Source organism: Thermoactinomyces intermedius, assembly GCF_013912365.1.
Classification (GTDB): domain Bacteria; phylum Bacillota; class Bacilli; order Thermoactinomycetales; family Thermoactinomycetaceae; genus Thermoactinomyces; species Thermoactinomyces intermedius.
In genome coordinates this window covers 36,202-57,283 of record NZ_JACETT010000038.1, presented here as the reverse complement: position 1 = coordinate 57,283, position 21,082 = coordinate 36,202, and the positions used below count along the sequence as shown (strand labels likewise).

Here is a 21,082-nt window from a genome sequence, read left to right as displayed (position 1 = left end):
ATATAATAATATTATTATATAATTGGATAGAGAACGCTCAAATCTCTTCCAATCTCACTTCCACTTTCCGTGAAGGAGGTGCGCCAATGCCTTCGCTCATCCTCTCAAAGTGCGATAAATGCGGAACCCCGGATTGCAAATGCCCGGATTGCGACTGTAAAAAATAACAAATCCTCCCATAGCCAGTCCTTCAGGGCTGGGTTTTCTTTTAATGGATATACTTTTGATTTAAAAAATATAGGATTAATGCGTTAGACAAAAGTATAAAAGTATTATAACTTAGTAGATGATTGCAGCAGCTGGGCATTCCACATTAGGAGGGAAACAAGTTGAAAAAGAAAGCACTCATTCTTTTCCTCATCACCCCTTTGTGTGTGTGGATATTTCCTTCCATGACTTTCGCATACAGCTTTACGGGTGACAAATTATGTGATTATTATTATGTATACTATCGCTGGGGCGGACACATCACGAAAGAACATCAGGAAGCTTCCAAAAAAGCGATTCAAAGCTGGAATGAAGCTCAAGACAAACGCCGTTTCGTACAAGGCGATTCCTCCGCAACCGGAGTAGTCGATTCTTATTACTCCAGCACGGATGGGTATTTCGGCTATTCTTACTGGCAGACCGGCGTGGGTTCCTGCATCAATTCCTGGGTGGCAAAAATGAATACATACTATGAGTCCAATAATGACTCCCAATTCGGGCAAAGCGTCCTGGGTCATGAAATCGGGCACGTTCTCGGTTTGGCGCATACCAATTGGACATCCCTGATGAATACGGAACGGGACCGGTTTCAAACATATACCCCGCAGACCGACGACATCAACGGGGTAAACAATTTATATGAGTGAAACTTCCTGGCTTAAAGGAGGATTTTCATTGAAGTGGAAAAAAATCTCTTTTCTGTTTACAACCGTCTTTCTTCTCTTAGCTGCCGGCTGTATGCCCGGTGACAAAAAAGAGGAAGTGAACATGGGCATGCATGTCGATTTGGCCATGGCAAACAATTTGCCGGCCATGATTGATCAAGCCCCCGTCATCGTCCTCGGCGAGTACAAAGGAATGGACCGGGTGGAAAACGGGGCGCGGAATCCGAAAAATCCGGCACTTCCTTCCGAAAACACCTATCATGAAGTGCAAGTGTACAAATTTCAAGTCGACCGGGTGCTCAAAGGAGAACTGGATCAAAAGAACATCGAAATCGGCATTGCCCACAAGCTTCAATTGCAAACCAATGATGGCAATAAAATTGAAATCATCCATCCTCTTTACACCCAACCGGAGAATAACCAAAAATACATTTTATTTCTGAATCACCCGGATGCATACACCCATTACTACACATTCCGGTTTACACCGCATTCCATTAAATTGGACCAAAAAAATATTGCCCATTTGGTCATGCCTTCCATGAAACTGCAAAAACAACGTGTGGAAACGCAAGATCAAATCGTCCATATCAGCATTGACGGTTTTCCGTCCGATTATAATGATCAGATCACAGGCAAACCTTTATCCTCTCTCTTTGATTGGATCGATTTGGAAGCAAACCCGAAATAAAACAAGCTTCCATCAAGGCAAAAACCTGATTGGACTTTTTTTGGACAAGCGAACGTGACTCTCGCTTGTTTTTTTATTTCGCCTTTCAGAGATTTCAAGACGAGGCGTCTGAATATTTTGATATAATAAATTTGCGAAACATTATCAATCGAATGAGAGGAGATGGATTGTGAAGCGATGGGTCCCGTTATTGCTTTCATCTTTGATGATCGCTTTCACATGGTATCCGGCGGTGGAAGCCCGTACTTCCGGTCAAATTGAATTCCGGGGGGTTTGGATCGCCAGTGTCACGAACATCGACTGGCCGTCCAGCCCGTATCTGAGTGCGGAAGAACAAAAAAACGAGTTTATCCGGATATTGGAAGAATCCAAAAAAATGGGATTAAACGCGGTGGTGGTGCAAATCCGTCCGACTGCGGACGCTTTTTATCCCTCCCGATGGAATCCGTGGTCAAAATATCTGACCGGGGAACAAGGGAAATCCCCCGGCTATGACCCGCTGGCCTTTATGATTCAAGAGGCCCATGCACGAAATCTTGAGTTTCACGCCTGGTTCAATCCCTACCGGGTGAGCATGGACACACGACTGGATCAATTGGTTCCGGACCACCCGGCGCGAAAAAACCCGGATTGGGTGGTTTCTTACGGGGGAAAACTGTGGTACGATCCGGGAATCCCCGCTGTCCAAGATCATATTGTGGACAGCATCATGGAAGTGGTCCGCAATTATGACATTGATGCCGTTCATTTCGATGATTATTTTTACCCGTATCCTGTTCAGGGACAAGACTTCCCGGATGATGAAACCTATCAAACTTACGGGAAAAATTTTCCGGACAAAGGAGACTGGCGGCGGCATAATGTCAACACCCTCGTTCAGCGGGTCAGCCAGGCCATCAAAAGCGAGAAACCGGGTGTGAAGTTCGGCATTTCCCCGTTTGGCATCTGGAAAAACAAATCAAGCGATCCGACCGGTTCCGACACGAACGGATCCGAAAGCTATTTCACGGTATATGCCGATTCGCGCACATGGATCCGGCAGGGATGGCTTGATTACATCGCCCCGCAAATTTACTGGAACATCGGCCATCCGGCCGCCGACTATGCCAAGTTACTTGCATGGTGGTCCGGCGAAGTGGCGGGAAGAAACATTCATTTATATATTGGACATGCCGCCTACAAGATCGGCAACGATAACGAAGCTTGGGACAACCCGGAAGAAATCCCCAACCAGATCAAAATGATCCGGCAAAACGCGTTTGCAAAAGGAAGCATTTTTTTCAGTTACAAAGACTTAAATGCCAATCGCCTCGGCATCAAAGACCGTCTGGCAAACGATCTGTACCGGGAACCTGCCGAGATTCCGCCCATGTCTTGGTTGGACGGCAAATCGAAATGACGAAATTCCATTTAAAAAAAGCCGGCCTTCCTACAGGCCGGCTTTTTTCACTTTCATTTTTTTAATTCGCTTTGGACAACACCGGAAAACACCGCTTCAGTTCTTCCACAACCAAATCGCCAAATTCCTCCGTATCCACCGCCATCGTATCCGGTTTGGCCAAATCCGGCGTCCGGTATCCGTTGGCAAGAACGTTTCGCACGGCCTGTTCCACTGCCTCAGCCGCTTGGTGGAGACCAAACGAAAATTTCAACATCAATGCAGCGGACAATATCGTCGCCGCCGGATTGGCCACTCCCTGCCCGGCAATGTCGGGGGCGGAACCATGAACCGGTTCATACAAACCAAAGGAATCCTCACCCAGGCTGGCCGACGGTAACAAACCGATGGAACCGGAAAGAATGGCGGATTCATCACTTAAAATATCGCCAAACATGTTTTCCGTCACCAGCACATCGAAAGAAGACGGGCGCAGAATCAATTGCATGGCGCAATTGTCCACCAGCATGTGTTCCAAAGTGACATCCGGGTATTCTTCAGCCACTTTTTCAGTCACCTTCCGCCATAACCGGGAACTTTCCAGTACATTGGCTTTATCCACGGATGTCACCTTTTTCCGCCGCTTTCTGGCAATCTCAAATGCTTGCCGGACAATTCGTTCAATTTCGTATTCATGGTACACCAGCAGATCGGTGGCCACTTCGCCCTTTAACGTTTGCGAACGGGTCTTCTCTCCAAAATAAATACCGCCGGTTAATTCGCGAACCACGATGAGATCCACGTCTTTCACCACGTCGAACCGCAAGGAAGAATGGGTGTTTAACCCTTCAAACACCATGACCGGGCGCAAATTGGAAAACAAACCGAGTTCTTTTCTCAGCGTCAGCAAAGCTTTCTCCGGACGAAGTTCAGCCGGATACCGGTCCCATTGGGGTCCCCCGACCGCCCCGAGCAAAACCGCATCCGATTCCTTACATAATTGCAACGTTTCATCGGGGAGGGGGATGCCCACCCGGTCGATGGCCGTTCCCCCCACCAAGCTGTATTGAAATTCAAAGGTACAACCATACATCCGTTCCACTTGATGCAAAACCTTCACAGCCTCTTCGACAATCTCCGGCCCGATTCCGTCTCCCGGCAATACAGCCACTTTTTTCTTTGCTCCGCTCATCTCTGTCCACTCCTTTTGATCCTTTATACCGTCGTCACTGCTTTTTTCTCGGCAGGATAATCTCCTTTGCGACGAATCAAACGGTTGATCGCATCCAGATACGCCCGGGCACTCGCCTCCAACACGTCCGTGCTCACACCTCTTCCTCTGACATAAAGCTCGCCTTGTCTCAACTGAACACTCACTTCACCCAGCGCATCTTTCCCTTGCGTCACTGAATGGATCCGATAATCCTCCAAAGACACTTTCTCTTGTGCAACCCGGTCAATGGCTTTAAAAATGGCATCCACCGACCCGTTTCCGCATGCAGCTTCAAAAAAGGTTTTGCCATCACTTTCTCTTTTGATCTTAATGCTTGCCGTGGGAAGAGACTGATTGCCGCAGGTGACCTGCAACGATTCCATCACATAAAAGTCCTGTGCATGCACCAGTTTTTCTTCCACCAATGCAATCAAATCATCATCGGTGATTTCTTTTTTGCGGTCGGCAAACTCTTTAAAACGTTCAAACAACGGATTGACTTGCTCCTCTTTCAGCTCAAATCCCAATTCCACCATTTTTGTTTTGAAGGCATGGCGGCCGGAATGTTTGCCCAACACCAGACGGCTTTCATTTAACCCGACGCTTTCCGGAGTCATGATTTCATAAGTCTCGCGGTGTTTCAGCATGCCATCCTGATGAATGCCCGACTCATGGGCAAACGCATTGGTTCCCACCACCGCTTTGTTTCCCGGAACCGGCATCCCGGTCAATTTGCTTACCATCCGGCTGGTCCGGTGAATTTCTTTTAAATTGAGTGTCGTTTGCACTTGGTAATAAGCTTCTCTTGTTTTTACCGCCATGGCGATTTCCTCCAAAGCGGCATTTCCCGCTCTTTCACCAATCCCGTTGATGGTGCATTCCACTTGGGACACACCGGCCTCAATCGCTGCCAGACTGTTGGCCACAGCCATCCCCAAATCATCGTGGCAGTGAGCGCTCAACCGCACTTGATCCGCCCGCGGCACCCGGTTGATCACTTCGCGAAACATCTTCGCATATTCTTGCGGTGTCAGATAACCGACCGTGTCCGGCAGGTTGATCACCGTGGCCCCTGCAGAAATGGCGGTGTCCACCACTTCGCACAAAAAGTCGATTTCGGTTCTTCCCGCATCTTCTGCCGAGAACTCAATTTGTGAAAAATACTTTTTTGCATAGGTGATTGCCTCACGGATCCTGGTTTTCACCTGTTCTTTGCTCATCTGCAACTTGTATTCCCGATGGATCGGAGAGGTTGCCAGAAATAGATGGAGATATGGGGATTCCGCCGCTTGCAACGCTTCCTTTGCAAGGTCGATGTCCCTTTTCACCGCCCGGGACAAACTGCAGACGGAGGCATTTTTCACCACTTGCGCCACTTCTTTGACGGCATTCAGGTCACCTTTGGAGGAAGCGGCAAATCCGGCTTCAATCACATTCACCCCTAACTTTTCCAACTGAATCGCAATCTCCACTTTCTCCTGGGTGCTCAAATTGACACCCGGGGACTGCTCTCCATCGCGCAATGTCGTATCAAAAATCATGACTGTACGCATACCCGCTTCCTCTCCTTTAAACTCATTTATTGTTTCACAGGCTCAGCTTTCGTCCAGACCATCAACTTTCTCAACTGACTACCCACTTGCTCAATCGGATGCTCTTTCCCGGCTCTTCTCAACTCTGCAAACTCTTTGCGTCCATTCTCATTCTCTTGGATCCAACGGCGGGCAAAGGTACCGTCTTGAATTTCTTTCAAGATTTCTTTCATGGCTTCCCGGCTGGGTTCTCCAACCACCCGTTTTCCGCTGACATAATCGCCGTACTCGGCTGTGTCGCTGACCGAGTAGCGCATCTGGCTCAAACCGCCTTCATACATCAAATCGACAATCAATTTCAATTCATGCAAACATTCAAAATAAGCGATTTCCGGTTGGTATCCGGCTTCCACCAGGGTTTCGAACCCGCTTTGGACCAGGCGGCTGACCCCGCCGCACAAAACGGCTTGTTCCCCGAACAGATCGGTTTCGGTTTCTTCCTTGAAGGTGGTTTCAATCACGCCGGCTTTGGTGGAACCGATACCTTTACAGTAAGCCAAGGCAATGTCTTTGGCCCTTCCGCTTGCATCCTGATAAACCGCGATCAAGGACGGAACACCAAATCCTTCTTCAAAAACTCTCCTTAACAGATGGCCCGGCGATTTGGGGGCAACCAGGATGACATCCACCTCTTCGGGCGGAACAATTTGCTTAAAATGAATATTGAATCCGTGTGAGAACATCAATACATTTCCCGGTTGCAAATAAGGGGCAATCTGTTCTTCATACACCTTTTTCTGCAGCTCGTCGGGAATCAGCACCTGCACGACGTCGGCACGTTTGACGGCTTCATCCACCTCCAGCACTTCAAATCCGTCCGCGGCCGCCTGTTCCCAGGATTTCCCCTTCCGGAGTCCGATCACCACGTTCACTCCGCTGTCCCGCAAGTTTTGTGCCTGGGCATGCCCCTGGCTTCCGTATCCGATCACCGCCACCGTTTTTCCTTGCAACAAAGCCAAATCCGCATCTTGTTCATAATACATTTTCGCCATTCTTTCATTCCTCCTTAAGTTAAAGTGAAACCATTTGGTTTTCAGACACACTGCCTCTGGAAATCGCCGTCACCCCGGTTCGGGCCACTTCCTGAATCCCGTAGGGACGAAGCAGTTCAATCACGGCTTCCAGTTTGACCGGGTCGCCCGTCACCTGGATCACCAGCGATTGCCGGCCGACGTCCACGATATTGGCCCGAAAAGGTTCGATCACGCCGGTGATCTCGGCTCTGACCGACGGCGGTGCCGCCACTTTGATCAGGAGAAGTTCCCGTTCGACCGACTGGTCTTTTTCCAACTGCTCCACTTGGATCACGTCGATCAATTTGTTTAATTGTTTCGAAATTTGCGCAATGGTCGACGGGTTTCCCCTCGTGACGATCACCATGCGGGAGTAGGCCGGGTTTTCAGTCTCCCCCACACTGATGCTTTCAATGTTGAAGTTCCTCTGCCCGATCATACTGGCCACTCGCGCCAAGACCCGGGGTTGATTGTTGACCAACACGGATAAAACTCTTCTCATCTCAACTCATCTCCCATCACCATCTCATCCAGACTCGATCCCGGAGCCACCATCGGATAAACATTTTCCCCCGCTTCGACCCAGAAATCGACCAACGCCGGTCCGGGATGGTTCAGGGCCTCTTTCCAGGCGGAGACGGCTTCTTCCCTGGTTTTGGCCCGCCAGGCCTTGATTCCGTAAGCATCCGCCAGTTTGACAAAGTCCGGACCGCCCGAAAGGTCAACATCGCAATAACGTTGCTCATAAAACACTTCCTGCCATTGCCGGACCATCCCCAAACACTGATTGTTGATGATGGCGATTTTCACCGGAAGATTCAAAAGGGGAAGAAGCGCCAGTTCCTGGGAGGTCATTTGAAATCCCCCGTCACCCGTCACGGCGATCACCGGGCGGTCCGGCACCCCCAATTGGGCCCCGATGGCTGCCGGAAAACCGAATCCCATCGTGCCAAGACCGCCCGAACTCAGCAGCGAGCGGGGATGGTGGAACCGGTAAAACTGTGCAACCCACATTTGATGTTGTCCCACATCCGTGGTAATGATCGCTTCCCCTTTGGTCGATCGGTAAATTTCTTCAATCACCCACTGGGGTTTTAATGAACGGCCGTCGTCGCGATAAGTCAACGGATATTCTTTCTTCCAAAAATTCAACTGCTCCATCCACGCTTTTGAATCGCTCCGCGGCACTTTTCGGTTCACCTGTTGCAAAACGGTTTTGACATCTCCGACCAGCGGGATCCATGTCTCCACATTTTTTCCGATCTCCGCCGGATCGATGTCGATATGCACGATTTTGGCCCGTTTTGCAAATGTGTCGATGCGCCCCATGGTGACCCGGTCATCAAAACGAACACCGATGCCGATCAGCAAATCACACTCCAACAAAGCATGATTGGCGGTGTACGTTCCATGCATCCCCGGCATTCCCAACCAATACGGATGAGTGCCGGGAAATCCCCCGATTCCCATCAAGGTTGTGGTCACCGGAATCTCCGCTTTCTCAGCTAACTCTCTCAACTCGTCGGCCGCACCGGATGTCACCACGCCACCTCCGGCCAAAATTAATGGTTTCCCGGCTTCGGAAATGGCATCGTAAAGTTGCTCAATCCGGGCTTGCTCAGGCTCTTCAGGAATTTTTAAACCGGGGATGTTGACTTCTTCCGGATAGGAAAACGTTGTTTTCGCATTGGAAACGTCCTTCGGAATGTCAATCAGCACCGGTCCGGGGCGCCCCGTTGTGGCAATTTTGAACGCCTCTTTCACGATTCTCGGCAATTGGGAAACATCCCGGACCAAATAGTTATGCTTGGTGATCGGCATCGTGATTCCCGTAATGTCTGCTTCCTGGAAAGCATCCGTCCCCAGCAAATCCTGGGCCACATTCCCTGTGATGCAAACCAAAGGAACGGAATCCATCATGGCTGTTGCAATGCCTGTGACAAGGTTGGTTGCACCCGGTCCCGATGTGGCAATGACCACCCCGGGCTTTCCGGTTGCTCGCGCGTATCCGTCAGCGGCATGAATGGCTCCTTGCTCGTGGCGAGCGAGCAGATGTTGAACTTTTTCGTGATATAACGTGTCATAGATCGGCAGTACTGCTCCGCCCGGATAACCGAATATCACCTCTACTCCTTCCCGGATCAAACTGCGAAGCAAAATCTCGGATCCAGTCAGTTCCCTCTTCTCTGCTTCTGACTCAACTGCCTCCATCGTTCTGGTTTCCACTTGGGGAGCCAACTCTTGTTCCTCCTTTTTGGATGTAAATAAAAAAACCCGATTCACCCCACACGACAAGTGCATGCCGTCATTGGGACGAATCAGGTTCGTGGTACCACCCAATTTTACCGACTTTTCGCAAAGCCGGTCTCAATGGGTACAGACAAGACACTTGGCCTGTACCCTGTCGATAACGGGACAACCGGGAATGTACTACTCGATGCAAACGCATTGCATCTTTGGCCACCCGACTCCGAGGTGAGAGAATCATAAGCTCATGGTTCCGGTCTCAGCAAAATCCGGACTCTCTGTAACTCACTCGCTTATGTTCATTCCTCTTCATCGTCTCAATATACTGAATTATCAGGCTTGTTGTTGTTTTAAAACAGCCGCTTGAAAAACGGCAGAAATTCAAGAAACATCAGCAATGAAGTTTTTTGAGAATTACAATTTCGACTATTTAGATGCTATTATAATCACCCTCTTCACAGGGTGTCAACCGGTTTTTCCGGGAAATTTCATTACAAATTTGTAATCGTTTGCAAATTTTTTAAATAAGTTGAATCACTTCTTTTTTCAGAAAGTGATTCAACCCGTTAAAAATTCCTATACTTTTTTTAAAACGGCCCCGGTGTTGGCCGATGTCACCATATGGGCGTAACGCCTTAAAAAACGTCCCTCCACTTCGATGGAAGGTACTTTCCATGCCGCTTTCCTTTTTTCCATCTCCTCATCGGAAATCAAAAGCTCCAGCGTTCCCCGATCCAAATCAATTTCAATTTCATCCCCCGGCTCAACCCATCCGATGGGGCCTCCTTCTGCCGCCTCGGGGGAAATATGACCGATGCAAATTCCCCTTGTCGCCCCGGAAAAACGGCCGTCGGTGATCAACGCCACTTCTTTTCCGAGCCCCATTCCCATGATGGCGGAAGTCGGGGACAACATTTCCGGCATGCCCGGGCCGCCTTTGGGTCCTTCATACCGGATGACCACAACATGTCCGGGCTTCACTTTTCCCATGGCAATTCCGGCAATGGCCGAATCCTGGGAATCAAACACAATGGCTTTTCCCTTAAACCGGCGAATGGAAGGATCCACCGCCCCGGTTTTAATCACTGCACCGTCGGGAGCCAGGTTTCCGTATAAAATTTGCAGTCCTCCCGTTTCACTGTATGGATTGTCAATCGATCGAATGACCGCACGGTCTTTGACTTTTGCTTCTGCAATATTTTCGCCCAGCGTTTTCAAGGTCACCGTCGGACGGTCCAGATTCAGCAATCCCCCGATTTGGCTCAACTCATGAAGAATGGCCGAAATGCCTCCCGCCCGGTCCACATCTTCCATATGCCAATTTCCCGCCGGGCTGACTTTACATAAGTACGGGACTTTTTTCGAAAGTTCATTGATGGACTCCAGCGGATAATCAATTCCGGCTTCGTGCGCAATCGCCATGGTATGAAGGATCGTATTGGTGGAACCTCCCATGGCCATGTCCAACACCAGGGCATTATCCACCGCTTCCTTGGTGACAATGTCCCGCGGCTTCAGGTCTGCTTCGATTAAACGGAGAATTTGCCGGGCCGCTTTTCGCGCCAATTCATTTCGTTCCTCCGTGCCGGCAAGGATGCTTCCGTTTCCCGGCAAAGCCAACCCCAAAGCTTCCGCCAGACAGTTCATCGAATTGGCCGTAAACATCCCGGAACAAGACCCGCAGCTCGGGCATCCAAACTGTTCCAACGTTTGCAATTCCCGCTCGTCCATTTTTCCGGCGTGGTAAGCCCCCACTCCTTCAAAAACCGAAACCAGATCCACTTTTTCTCCCTGCGGCGTCACCCCGGCCCGCATCGGTCCGCCGCTGACGAATATGGTTGGGATGTTCACCCTTAACGCCCCCATCATCATGCCGGGCGTAATTTTGTCACAATTGGGAATACAAATGAGACCGTCAAACCAATGGGCCAACGCCACCGTCTCCACCGAATCGGCAATGATTTCCCGGCTGGGCAGCGAGTAACGCATGCCGATATGCCCCATGGCAATGCCGTCATCCACACCGATCGCATTAAATTCAAAAGGAACTCCGCCCGCCTCCCGGACGGCTTCTTTCACCACTTCGGCAAATTTATTTAAATGCATATGCCCCGGAATGATTTCAACAAATGAATTGCATATGCCGATAAAAGGCTTGTCAAAATCTTCATCTTTCAAACCGGCAGCCCGCAACAATGCGCGGTGCGGCGCCCGGTCGATGCCTTTTTTAATTTTGTCACTTCGCATTGTTATCCCCCTTTTTTGATTTTTCATATCAGTTTATAACAAAACGGGACGGTTGTCACGAATAAAAAAGAACGAAAAAAACAAAAACAACAGAAATTTATGTTGTAAAATTGAAAGAGAATGGTTTATAATCATGACTAATATTTCACTTCATAAAACAAAATGGGGAATCCGAAGAAGGAGAAAGTGATGTTGGACAGAATTGAAATGTCAATGGAATTGGAACAAGTGTTTCGCCTCATTTTACGGCAAATCCGTAAAGATTTAACGGAAATTTGGGGAGATCAAATTAACGGGGCTGAATTCGGCGTGCTCAAAAAACTCAATAAAAGCCCTCAAATCATTACCGCGCTGGCACAGGAATTTGATGTGTCCGTCAGCCACATCACTCATGTGGCGGATCAGTTGGAGAAAAAAAATCTGGTGTACCGGCAACGGTCCCAATTGGACAAACGCGTGGTCGAACTGCATCTGACCGATCAAGGCAAGGAACTGATTCAAAAACTTGCCGACCAAAAATCCGAATACTTTCGGAAAAAATTTGAAAACTTGTCCACGGAAGAGTTGCAAACCTTGCTTTCCCTGTTGCAGAAAGTCATTTAAAAAACCCCCGGATGCCGGGGGTTTTCTCCATCGATCGGTCCATTATTTTGCTTTTTTGGCAACATTGACCAATTCGGCAAACGCTTTTTGGTCCGTCACGGCCAATTCCGCAAGAACTTTCCGGTTGATGTCCACGCCTGCCACTTTCAGGCCATGGATGAATTTGTTATAAGACATGCCGTTCATGCGTGCGGCCGCATTAATGCGTGTAATCCACAATTTGCGGAAATCACGCTTACGTTGGCGGCGGTCACGGTATGCATACATCAACGATTTCATGACTTGTTGTTTTGCCGTACGGAACAACGCATGTTTGGAACCAAAATAACCTCTAGCCAATTTCAGTACCTTTTTGCGACGTGCACGCGTCACGGTACCACCTTTCACTCTTGCCACAATAAATCCCTCCTGAAGTCTCTTTCTTTAGGCGTTTCTTACAGATAGGAAATCAACTGTCTGATCCGTTTTTCATCACCGGAGTGCATGATTGCACTTTTACGCAATTTGCGTTTGCGCTTCGGGCTTTTTGCCTCGAACAAGTGGCTTGTATACGCATGGGAGCGTTTCACTTTGCCGGTTCCGGTTTTCTTAAAGCGCTTTGCCGCAGCTTTTTTGGTTTTCATTTTTGGCATAACATTGTCCTCCTTCTACTGTTTCGGTGCTAAAATCATGATCATCTGACGGCCTTCCAATTTCGGAGCCCGTTCGATTTCCGAAAGGTCTTCCACTTCCTTGGCCATCCGGTCCAAAATACTGCGTCCCAATTCCTGGTGAGTGATTTCCCGGCCGCGGAATCGAATGGTCAGCTTCACTTTGTTTCCTTTTTTGAGGAATTTTTTCACATTGCTCAATTTGGTTTTGATGTCGTTCTCTTCAATCGTCGGGCTGAGGCGCACCTCTTTGATTTGAATCGTTTTTTGATTCTTGCGTGCTTCTTTTTCACGTTTGCTTTGTTCATAACGGTACTTTCCGTAATCCATGATACGGCAAACCGGCGGTTTTGCCTGCGGGGCAACATTCACGAGATCCAGATTGGCTTCTTGTGCAAGCTGCAAAGCCTCCCGAATGGGTTTGATTCCCAATTGCGTACCGTCAACGCCGATCAGGCGAACTTCCCGAGCACGAATCGACTCATTGACTTGGTGCTGATGTTCCTTGCTGATACCTGCCACCTCCGGAAAAAAATTGAAAAATAAAAAAGTGTAAGCGCAGAAAACGCCCACACTTTGCTTCCAATATCCACAGGAAAATCAGTTGCATCGGAACCTGCCAACTCCGCGTTGATCAGGTGAGAAGCGGGCGCTTCTTCTTGCATGACAAAAATATACTATCACAGAAACAAAACCCGTGTCAAACGTGACGCACGATCCAAAACGGCCAATTTGAATATATTCTTTTTCCCGGGATCCGTCAAACGGAAAATAAAGGAAAAAGTTTTGTCCGTTTTGTCACCTTTTTTACAGGAGTTTGTCAGTAAAAAAATGTATACTGAAGGTAAGTTCATTGCAATGAAAGGGTGAAACCATGGCTGACCAAACCAGGCAAATTCCGGCGGACGAAAAGAAAACCACGGCATGGATCGTCACCTTGACCATCATCATCAACGCCATTATCGTCGTCCTCTTTTTCATGCCGAAATACCAAGGGTTCGATCATGTGGATTTAACGTTTTTGCCCATGTTAAACGCAATTTTCAACAGCTTTACGACAGTGTTCCTCATTACCGCATTATATTTCATCAAGAAAAAAAATATACGCATGCACCGCCGTTTTATCTTTGCCGCCTTCGGGTCGACCGCTCTTTTTTTGATCACTTATCTGGTTTATCATTCGTTGGCGCCTTCCACTTCTTACGGCGGGGAAGGATGGCTCAAAATCATCTATTACTTCATCTTGATCACCCATATCGTTTTGGCCGCCCCCACCGTGTTTCTCGCTCTTTTCACGATGGTTCGCGGCTTGAAGATGCAGGTGGAAAGACACCGGAAAATCGCACGCTGGACCATGCCGATCTGGCTGTATGTCAGCATCACCGGTGTGCTGGTTTATTTGATGATTTCCCCTTATTATTGAAAAAAGCACCCCTTCACCAAACGGGGTGCTTTTTTCATCGTCATTTTTTCTCTTTGATTTCCGCAACCAATTGTTCAATCACTTCATCCAGCGGCTTGGCGCCGAGATCTCCTTCGGTCCGCTTCCGGACAGCCACGGCATTCGCATTCATTTCTTTTTCACCGATCACCAGCATGTAGGGAACTTTTTGCACTTGGGCTTCCCGGATTTTATAACCAACTTTTTCATCACGGCCGTCCAGCTCCGCACGGATTCCCGCCTCCCGCAACCGGGCCGTCACTTGTTCGGCGTAGTCATTAAACGCGCGGGAAATCGGAATCACTTTGGCCTGAACCGGAGCCAGCCATAACGGGAAAGCACCGCCATAGTGCTCGACCAAAATCCCGATAAAGCGGTCAATCGACCCGTAAATGGCCCGGTGAATCACCACCGGACGATGCCGTTCATTGTCCTCCCCGACATAGGAGAGATCAAATTTCTCCGGCATTTGAAAATCCAATTGGATGGTGGCGCATTGATGGCTCCGCTTCAAAGCATCCCGGATATGGAAATCGATCTTCGGACCGTAAAACGCACCGTCTCCTTCATTGATCCGGTATTCGATGCCGGACTTATCCAATACACTTTGCAGCGCAGATTCCGCTTTTTCCCACAGTTCATCCGAACCCATCGAATCTTCGGGACGGGTGGAAAGCTCGATGGAATAGGGGAAACCAAAGGTGCTGTAAATCTGATCCACCAGTTGAAGCGCGGCGGTCACTTCTTCTTCGATCTGATCCGGCCGCACAAAGATATGCGCATCATCCTGGGTGAACGTCCGGACCCGGAGCATGCCGTTTAAAGCTCCCGACAACTCGTGGCGATGCACTTGCCCGAATTCAGCCAGGCGAAGCGGCAAATCCCGGTATGAGCGGATATCATGTTTAAATATCAGCATATGTCCGGGACAGTTCATCGGTTTGACGGCAAAAGCGGATTCATCCACATTGGTAAAGTACATGTTTTCCTTGTAATGATCCCAGTGTCCCGATTGTTCCCACAAGCGCTGGTTCATGATGAGCGGGGTGCGGACTTCTTTGTAACCGGCTTTGATTTGCAGATCACGCGAGTATTGTTCCAATTCATTGCGCAAAATCATCCCGTTCGGCAAATAAAACGGCATGCCGGGTGCTTCCTCCGAGAACATGTATAAGCCGAGTTCCCTTCCCAGTTTCCGGTGATCCCGCTTTTTCGCTTCTTCCAGGAAGTTTAAATGCTCCTCCAACTGGGATTGTTTCGGCCAGGCCGTCCCGTAAATCCTCTGCAGCATCTGGTTGTCCGAATCCCCGCGCCAATAAGCCCCGGCGATGCTTAATAATTTAAACGCTTTGATTTTTCCGGTGGACGGCAGATGGGGACCACGACACAGATCAAAAAACTCGCCTTGATGATACATGGTGATCACTGCATCTTCCGGCAGGTCACGAATGATCTCCAATTTCAGATGATCGCCTGTTTCTTCATAAATCCGGATGGCTTCCTCCCGGGAAACGACTTTTCGCTCAATCGGCAAATTTTCTTTGACGATTTTTCTCATCTCTTCTTCGATCTTGGGCAGATCCTCCGGCGTCAAACGAACCGGCAAATCCACGTCATAATAAAATCCGTCTTCAATCACCGGGCCGATCCCCAGTTTCACATCCGGATACAATCGTTTCAACGCCTGTGCCATCAGGTGAGCCGTGCTGTGGCGGTATACTTCCAAGCCTTCTTCATCGTCCAAAGTCAACACTTGGATTTCGGCGCCGTCCGGCACTTCTCTGGACAAATCCACCACTTGGCCGTTGATTTTGCCGGCAACGGCTTTTTTGGACAAGCTCCGGCTGATGGAGCCGGCAATCTCCCCCACCGTGACGGACGATTCATACTCACGAACGGAACCGTCCGGGAATTTGACACTGATGCTCATTTCCATCTCTCCTTTTTTTCATATCAATAAAAAAAGCCCCTCCCTCAAAGGGACGAGCTGGTCGTCGCGGTTCCACCCTTCTTCAACCTGAAACAGCCGGATCAGGCTGTTTAAGGTTCTCTCATCTCAATAACGGCGAAGTCCCGGCAACAATTACTGGCATCCATGATGCGTTCCTTGTTGCAGCTCTGAGGTGGTAAGCACTTTCCGATTGGGTTATGGAGGCTTCCAGCCGCTGACCCCCACTCTCTGAAACCGTCGGAGATGCCCGTGTCCTCATCATCGCTTTTGGATAAAATTTTTTATGTATTATACTCATTTCGTCACCGGTTCGTCAAGCATCTTCCAAAAACGGCCGGGCGGATGGCTGACATTGGCTGCAGCCGTCACAAGTCATCACTCTTCCTTCAAAAATTTGCATCAAGGTTTTGATCACATTTTCATCCGGGCTGGTGGTATGGATGATGATCCGCTCCGGCGTCATGCTTAACAAAATGCTCATCAGGTGATCTTTTTGAGATGCCGTTTGATCGGCCATTTCCATAAAAACCGGCTCCAGATCTTTGTCCAAAACCGGGGTGCCGTCCGCTTTCAGCACATGAAATTGTTGGTTGTCATGGATGACATGCACCAGCCCGATTTTCGGGGGCCGGGACTCGATAAACATGCGCAACAATTCAATAAATTCATGGTATTGCCTTTTCAAACGGTAAGCTTGAATAGCTTCCTCCACACAAGCCATCAGCGTTTTCCGGTAAGTCTTCAAGCGAAAGGATACAAAACCGTCCAAAGCAATGTGATGATTTTCTTTCAAAAAACCGGCGATCTGTTTCTCCAATTTCTCCCGCCGGCTGCGGTATATCACCTGTTGGCATTCCCACGCGCTGGTCTCCAATTGCTCCAACACCTGTTGCTGTATCTGCCCGATTTCTTTCTTAGTGAAATAATGGTGGCTGGATTGGATCATTTTGTTAATCCATTTTGGTTCCAGATGGTCACAAATGTAACGGGTCAGGATTTTGCCCACTTGCCATGCCATCCGATCCCTTTGTTTCTCATCCATCCACTGTTTCAACCGGATGAGGATGACATAACGCTCTCCCATTCCCATCTCTTTCATGTCAAAAGCCGGGCAGACGGAGCGGATGCCCTCGCGCAAGTCTTGCAAACAGGAACGAAATGGCTCATCTCTCTGATCAAACGAAATCAGATATTTCAACCGTCTCCCCTCCCATCCAAGGATCAACTGAGGCAACTCCTTTCCATACCAATATATGTTGCAACCAATAACGGTATACAAAAAAACAAAAGGACCAACGAAAAACAAAAAAGACTTGGTCAAAAAACCAAGCCTTCTCTTCAGAACCATCCGGCCATTTTTACTTCGTTATAAAGAATCAGTCCGATCAAATAAACAAACCCCAGCGCAGCCAACAAAACGGACAGCCTTCCGATCAGTTTTTCTTCGCTCCCGCCCGTTTTCACCTTGATTCCAAAAGCTTTCATGGAAAATTTCTTTTTATGAGGCCACAAATAAGGAACTCCCGCACTGGTTAACGTATCCGCAAAAAGATGGGACAAATAACCAACCAACACCGGTACGGCCATCCACGGTTGAATCGTGTAAAACATCCAAGTGACGTAGGCACAGGTCAGTAGCGAATGGGTTACCGACCGGTGAGGGGCATAAGCGACGCTGGCGGCAAAAATCCCCAACAGCAACACCCAAAGAGGCAGGCTTTTGATGAAAAACAGCAGAATCATGACCACTCCCAAAGCGGCCAGCGCAAATGACCGGTAGGTCCTGCTCAGCGAAGGGAACAGAAAGTTGTTAATCAGGCTGCCGTCTTCATCGATATCCGGGAGCAAAGAAGCAATTCCCGCCAAAACAATGGTTAAAGCAAGTTCCCCTACATCATCCGGATTTCCGGAAGCCACGGCCAGTCCGACACCCGATGCCACGCCGATGGCAAAATGTGTTTTTCCTGTCAAACCCTCTCCTCCTATCTCTCTGTATCTGAGGGCAAATGAAGGATTTGCCATAAAAAAACCTTTTTGATCCCATATTTAAAATAGCAAATATATAAAGTAAAATCTATTTATTTTCTTAAATTATGAAATGGCACCCCGGGAACCGGAATGCCACTTCGTCCAAGACCACAATCAGTTTTGCATCACGAAATCTTTTTCAGTATACTCGCCCTCTTTAAAAACACGCAAGATCTCATATTTCGTGTTCCGTTGCGCCGGAATTTTCCCGGCTTCCCGGATCAGGCGCAAAATGAGGTGGTTGTTTACTTTATGAGTGGTGCCGGCAGCCGAAACCACGTTTTCTTCGATCATGGTGCTTCCAAAGTCATTGCATCCGAAGTGCAGTGATTTTTTCCCGATTTCCGGTCCCATGGTCACCCAGGAAGATTGGAGGTTGGGGATGTTGTCCAGCATCAACCGGGAAATCGCCACCGCTTTCAAATATTCTTCAGGTGGCAGTTTTTCCCGTTTCAAATTGGTGTTGTCCGGCTGGAACGTCCATACGATGAAAGCGAGGAATCCTTTGGTCTCGTCTTGGGCCTGCCGGATCCGGAGCAAATGATTCACCCGGTGTTCATTCGTTTCGCCAAAACCGATCACCATGGTAGCCGTGGTGTGCATCCCCACACGATGGGCCGTTTGCATGACATCCATCCAATCGCGCCAGGAACCTTTCAACCGGCTGATTTTCCGGCGAATTTCATCATCCAGAATTTCCGCTCCGCCGCCGGGCAAAGAATCCAGCCCCGCTTCATGCAACCGGCGGATCACTTCTTCCAGGGAAAGGCCGGATACTTCTTTCATTTTCATGATTTCAGCAGGCGAAAAAGAATGCATGGTGATATCGGGAAAGCGTTTTTTAATTTCCCGTAACAGATTCGTGTAATATTCAAACGGCAAATCCGGATTGGTTCCGCCTTGCATCAGGATTTCCGTCCCGCCCACATCCACGGTTTCCTGGATTTTTTGGAAGATCACTTCATTCGGCAGGACATACCCTTCTTCCGACCCCGGCCGGCGGTAAAACGCACAAAACCGGCAATATGTGTCACAAATATTGGTATAGTTGATATTGCGACCGATGACAAACGTTGTGACCGGCTCCGGATGCCATTTTTTCATGATCTGGTCCGCAGCCCATCCCATTTTTTCAATCTCGTCACTTTCCCACAGGGCCAGCCCGTCTTCAAACCCCAAGCGTTCTCCGGCAAGCGCCCTTTCGATGATGGAATCAATCTTCGACATATCTATTCAACCTCCTAAAGAGTCAGATCGACCGCCAACCCAATCATGTCCATCGTATCACAAATCAAAACGGATGGGGCGGGAATACTGCACAAAAAATCCTCCTGTTTTCAGGCGATGTGAATTCACCCGATGAAAACAGGAGGATTTTTTTATGTTGTGGTGCCGAGGGTCGGACTCGAACCGACACGGTGGTACACCCACCGCAGGATTTTAAGTCCTGTGCGTCTGCCAATTCCGCCACCCCGGCAAAAAATTGGTGGTTCGGGACGGAATCGAACCGCCGACACGAGGATTTTCAGTCCTCTGCTCTACCGACTGAGCTACCGAACCTTATGTAACAAATTGTTGACGACAAATGATATTATACCACGCAAGCATCAAACACGCAAGATGAATCAGGAAATTTTTTTGTTCAAGACACCCCCTGCCACCGTCTGATGATGTTCAGGGGGTGTTTTTTTTCTCCTTGTTGCCGGCCACAAAACGCTCATTCATCAACCGAAGTTTCGCGCGAATCTGTTCTTGCTGGTCTGCCCATTCATCTTTTGTCGCTTGTCCGGATTTTGCCCGTTGGGATTGCTCCATTTGCATTTGCAATGTTTGGGGCAATGCTTCCGGCTTGTTGCGGGGATTTTTCGGTTGGAAAGAACGCGGCTGCTGCTTTTTCTTTTTCGTTTCCCATTCTTCTTTTTTCGCCTGCTCCACGGCCTCTTCCACCGTGGAAATGCCCAGCCGTTTCCAATGGCCCGCAATTTTTTCCACCAAATTTCGCGGCAGTTTATAATCATATTTCAACAAGACATATTCCAAGAGCACATTGACCACCCCCGGCGGCAATCCGTAGTGGCGAATCAACGACTCCACGATTTCCACATCGCTGGCCGGGATTCGCGCCCCTTTCTGGTAAAAAGCCAAAAGTTGCATGGGGGAAATTTGCGCCAATTGCCGAATGTGCTTTTCTTCTTCAGAAAGCGGCTTTTCCCGATCCGGCGGCATCTTTTTCTCCTCTTTGGCCGCCAACGCATCCGCCTTCTTTGCCACCACGGGCGTACTGCCAAACTGCATGCAATATTCACTGCGGACAAAAGAACGCAAGCGGTCCAGACGGATTTGTCCGTGACTGGTCACATAAGGATTTTGCAACGCTTTTAAAATCGCCCATTCATCCAGCTGATACAAAAAACCAAGTTCTCTGATTTCTTTTTTTAAATCCTCCGTCCAAACATCTTTTCCCAATAAGTGCGACAAGCGCAACTGCAGCATGGAAAAATCAATGTCGTCCTGCATAAAATCCGGCCTTTTTCCTTGATGCAGGCTTTCGTCGATTTTGGCCACCGGCCCGGTCACTTCTTTTTCCCGTTCAGCTTGTTTGGCCAGTTCTGCCGGCGAAATGCTGTCAAACACATCCTGGAACGAACGGGTGATGTTTTTCTTTTTTTCTTCCTTCCGGCCGGGTTGAAAACGGTCATCCCCGGTCAGCCAGTCTTTTACGGCAATGTATCTTTCTTTGCCCAATGCATTGTAAAGCGTGACACTTAAAATATCACTTTGAAAAAACTTTGCCGGCGTCAGCGGGGGGAGCATTTCATATTCATAATAAACATGATCTTCTTCCTCTTCGATCTCATACGTATTGATCAGTCCGACACCTTCCAGCAAATGTCTGGCTTCCAACAGTTGATCAAACGTAAAGGAACATAACTGCAATAAATACGAATGAGCATACAACTTGGAAACACCGGCACGGTGAAGGGGAACTTGACAGGCCAGCGTCATGTATAATGAGATGGCAGAAGCTCCGACGATGGGTTGATACAGATGAATCAGTCCAACGAGATCTGCATGATGGATCGGACGATGGGTGCGGCAACGCCAACCCGCGTCTTTCCAAAACATAGCCATGGTTTGGCCTCCTCTGCACTTCGC

General features: G+C 48.8%; 19 protein-coding genes, 2 tRNA genes and 1 other annotated feature. Of the genes, 5 read left to right on the top strand and 16 right to left on the bottom strand.

The window, feature by feature from the left end; genetic code table 11:
- Positions 1-329 precede the first annotated feature (329 nt).
- The 3 genes from H1R82_RS09570 (at position 330) to H1R82_RS09560 (ending at position 2,962) form a co-directional block, all read left to right on the top strand.
- Positions 330-854, top strand: a complete 525-nt coding sequence (locus H1R82_RS09570; RefSeq protein ID WP_181731975.1) for a matrixin family metalloprotease — start codon at positions 330-332, stop codon at positions 852-854.
- Between the two features lie 28 nt (positions 855-882).
- Entirely contained in the window at positions 883-1,563 is a 681-nt protein-coding gene (locus H1R82_RS09565) for a hypothetical protein (RefSeq protein ID WP_181731976.1), read from the top strand.
- Between the two features lie 169 nt (positions 1,564-1,732).
- Positions 1,733-2,962 (top strand): glycoside hydrolase family 10-like protein, encoded by a 1,230-nt coding sequence (locus H1R82_RS09560; RefSeq protein ID WP_374189125.1) that lies wholly within the window; start codon positions 1,733-1,735, stop codon positions 2,960-2,962.
- Positions 2,963-3,023: 61 nt separating this feature from the next.
- Here H1R82_RS09560 and leuB read toward each other — a convergent pair whose 3' ends face one another.
- The 6 genes from leuB to ilvD form a co-directional block, all read right to left on the bottom strand.
- Entirely contained in the window at positions 3,024-4,133 is a 1,110-nt protein-coding gene (gene leuB, locus H1R82_RS09555; protein WP_181731977.1) for a 3-isopropylmalate dehydrogenase, read from the bottom strand.
- A gap of 23 nt (positions 4,134-4,156) precedes the next feature.
- A complete protein-coding gene (locus tag H1R82_RS09550; protein WP_181731978.1) occupies positions 4,157-5,707 on the bottom strand; it encodes a 2-isopropylmalate synthase in 1,551 nt (516 codons plus the stop codon).
- Between the two features lie 26 nt (positions 5,708-5,733).
- Complete coding sequence (gene ilvC, locus H1R82_RS09545; RefSeq protein ID WP_181731979.1) at positions 5,734-6,738, bottom strand: ketol-acid reductoisomerase; 1,005 nt, start codon at positions 6,736-6,738, stop codon at positions 5,734-5,736.
- Positions 6,739-6,757: 19 nt separating this feature from the next.
- Positions 6,758-7,261: an acetolactate synthase small subunit gene (ilvN, locus tag H1R82_RS09540; RefSeq protein WP_181731980.1), complete on the bottom strand. Its 504-nt coding sequence runs from the start codon at positions 7,259-7,261 to the stop codon at positions 6,758-6,760.
- Complete coding sequence (gene ilvB / locus H1R82_RS09535; RefSeq protein WP_181732023.1) at positions 7,258-8,970, bottom strand: biosynthetic-type acetolactate synthase large subunit; 1,713 nt, start codon at positions 8,968-8,970, stop codon at positions 7,258-7,260. Before ilvB ends, ilvN begins: the two co-directional genes overlap by 4 nt.
- 612 nt (positions 8,971-9,582) lie before the next feature.
- Entirely contained in the window at positions 9,583-11,253 is a 1,671-nt protein-coding gene (gene ilvD / locus H1R82_RS09530) for a dihydroxy-acid dehydratase (RefSeq protein ID WP_181731981.1), read from the bottom strand.
- Between the two features lie 189 nt (positions 11,254-11,442).
- Here ilvD and H1R82_RS09525 point away from each other — a divergent pair, with 189 nt between their 5' ends.
- The gene (locus tag H1R82_RS09525) at positions 11,443-11,856 is read left to right on the top strand and encodes a MarR family winged helix-turn-helix transcriptional regulator (protein ID WP_181731982.1); all 414 of its coding nucleotides are present in this window, start codon (positions 11,443-11,445) and stop codon (positions 11,854-11,856) included.
- A gap of 42 nt (positions 11,857-11,898) precedes the next feature.
- On the opposite strand, the gene rplT is transcribed toward H1R82_RS09525, so the two are convergent.
- From rplT to infC, 3 genes are read right to left on the bottom strand one after another with little or no spacing between them, the layout of a single operon-like run.
- On the bottom strand, positions 11,899-12,252 hold the full coding sequence (rplT, locus tag H1R82_RS09520) for a 50S ribosomal protein L20 (RefSeq protein ID WP_181731983.1): 354 nt from the start codon (positions 12,250-12,252) through the stop codon (positions 11,899-11,901).
- Positions 12,253-12,290: 38 nt separating this feature from the next.
- Positions 12,291-12,488, bottom strand: a complete 198-nt coding sequence (gene rpmI, locus H1R82_RS09515) for a 50S ribosomal protein L35 (protein ID WP_037993415.1) — start codon at positions 12,486-12,488, stop codon at positions 12,291-12,293.
- Between the two features lie 15 nt (positions 12,489-12,503).
- Positions 12,504-13,028: a translation initiation factor IF-3 gene (gene infC / locus H1R82_RS09510; protein ID WP_181732024.1), complete on the bottom strand. Its 525-nt coding sequence runs from the start codon at positions 13,026-13,028 to the stop codon at positions 12,504-12,506.
- 16 nt (positions 13,029-13,044) lie between these two features.
- Positions 13,045-13,173 (bottom strand) — a sequence feature (ribosomal protein L20 leader region).
- A 207-nt stretch (positions 13,174-13,380) separates the two neighbouring features.
- On the opposite strand from infC, the gene H1R82_RS09505 reads away from it, so the two are divergent.
- Positions 13,381-13,929, top strand: a complete 549-nt coding sequence (locus H1R82_RS09505) for a DUF420 domain-containing protein (RefSeq protein WP_181731984.1) — start codon at positions 13,381-13,383, stop codon at positions 13,927-13,929.
- A gap of 40 nt (positions 13,930-13,969) precedes the next feature.
- Here the strand turns inward: H1R82_RS09505 and thrS are convergent, their stop codons facing one another.
- The 7 genes from thrS to H1R82_RS09470 all read right to left on the bottom strand — a co-directional run bounded on the left by thrS (position 13,970) and on the right by H1R82_RS09470 (position 21,058).
- Complete coding sequence (thrS, locus tag H1R82_RS09500) at positions 13,970-15,877, bottom strand: threonine--tRNA ligase (RefSeq protein ID WP_181731985.1); 1,908 nt, start codon at positions 15,875-15,877, stop codon at positions 13,970-13,972.
- 334 nt (positions 15,878-16,211) lie between these two features.
- On the bottom strand, positions 16,212-17,096 hold the full coding sequence (ytxC, locus tag H1R82_RS09495; protein WP_181731986.1) for a putative sporulation protein YtxC: 885 nt from the start codon (positions 17,094-17,096) through the stop codon (positions 16,212-16,214).
- Between the two features lie 140 nt (positions 17,097-17,236).
- Positions 17,237-17,869 carry a metal-dependent hydrolase gene (locus tag H1R82_RS09490; RefSeq protein WP_181731987.1) on the bottom strand — a complete coding sequence of 211 codons (633 nt, stop codon included), beginning with the start codon at positions 17,867-17,869 and terminating at the stop codon, positions 17,237-17,239.
- Between the two features lie 171 nt (positions 17,870-18,040).
- Positions 18,041-19,153 carry a cyclic dehypoxanthinyl futalosine synthase gene (gene mqnC / locus H1R82_RS09485; protein WP_181731988.1) on the bottom strand — a complete coding sequence of 371 codons (1,113 nt, stop codon included), beginning with the start codon at positions 19,151-19,153 and terminating at the stop codon, positions 18,041-18,043.
- 160 nt (positions 19,154-19,313) lie between these two features.
- Positions 19,314-19,403, bottom strand: a tRNA-Leu gene (locus H1R82_RS09480).
- 7 nt (positions 19,404-19,410) lie between these two features.
- Positions 19,411-19,486, bottom strand: a tRNA-Phe gene (locus H1R82_RS09475).
- A 114-nt stretch (positions 19,487-19,600) separates the two neighbouring features.
- Complete coding sequence (locus tag H1R82_RS09470) at positions 19,601-21,058, bottom strand: replication initiation and membrane attachment family protein (protein ID WP_181731989.1); 1,458 nt, start codon at positions 21,056-21,058, stop codon at positions 19,601-19,603.
- Positions 21,059-21,082: the final 24 nt, after the last annotated feature.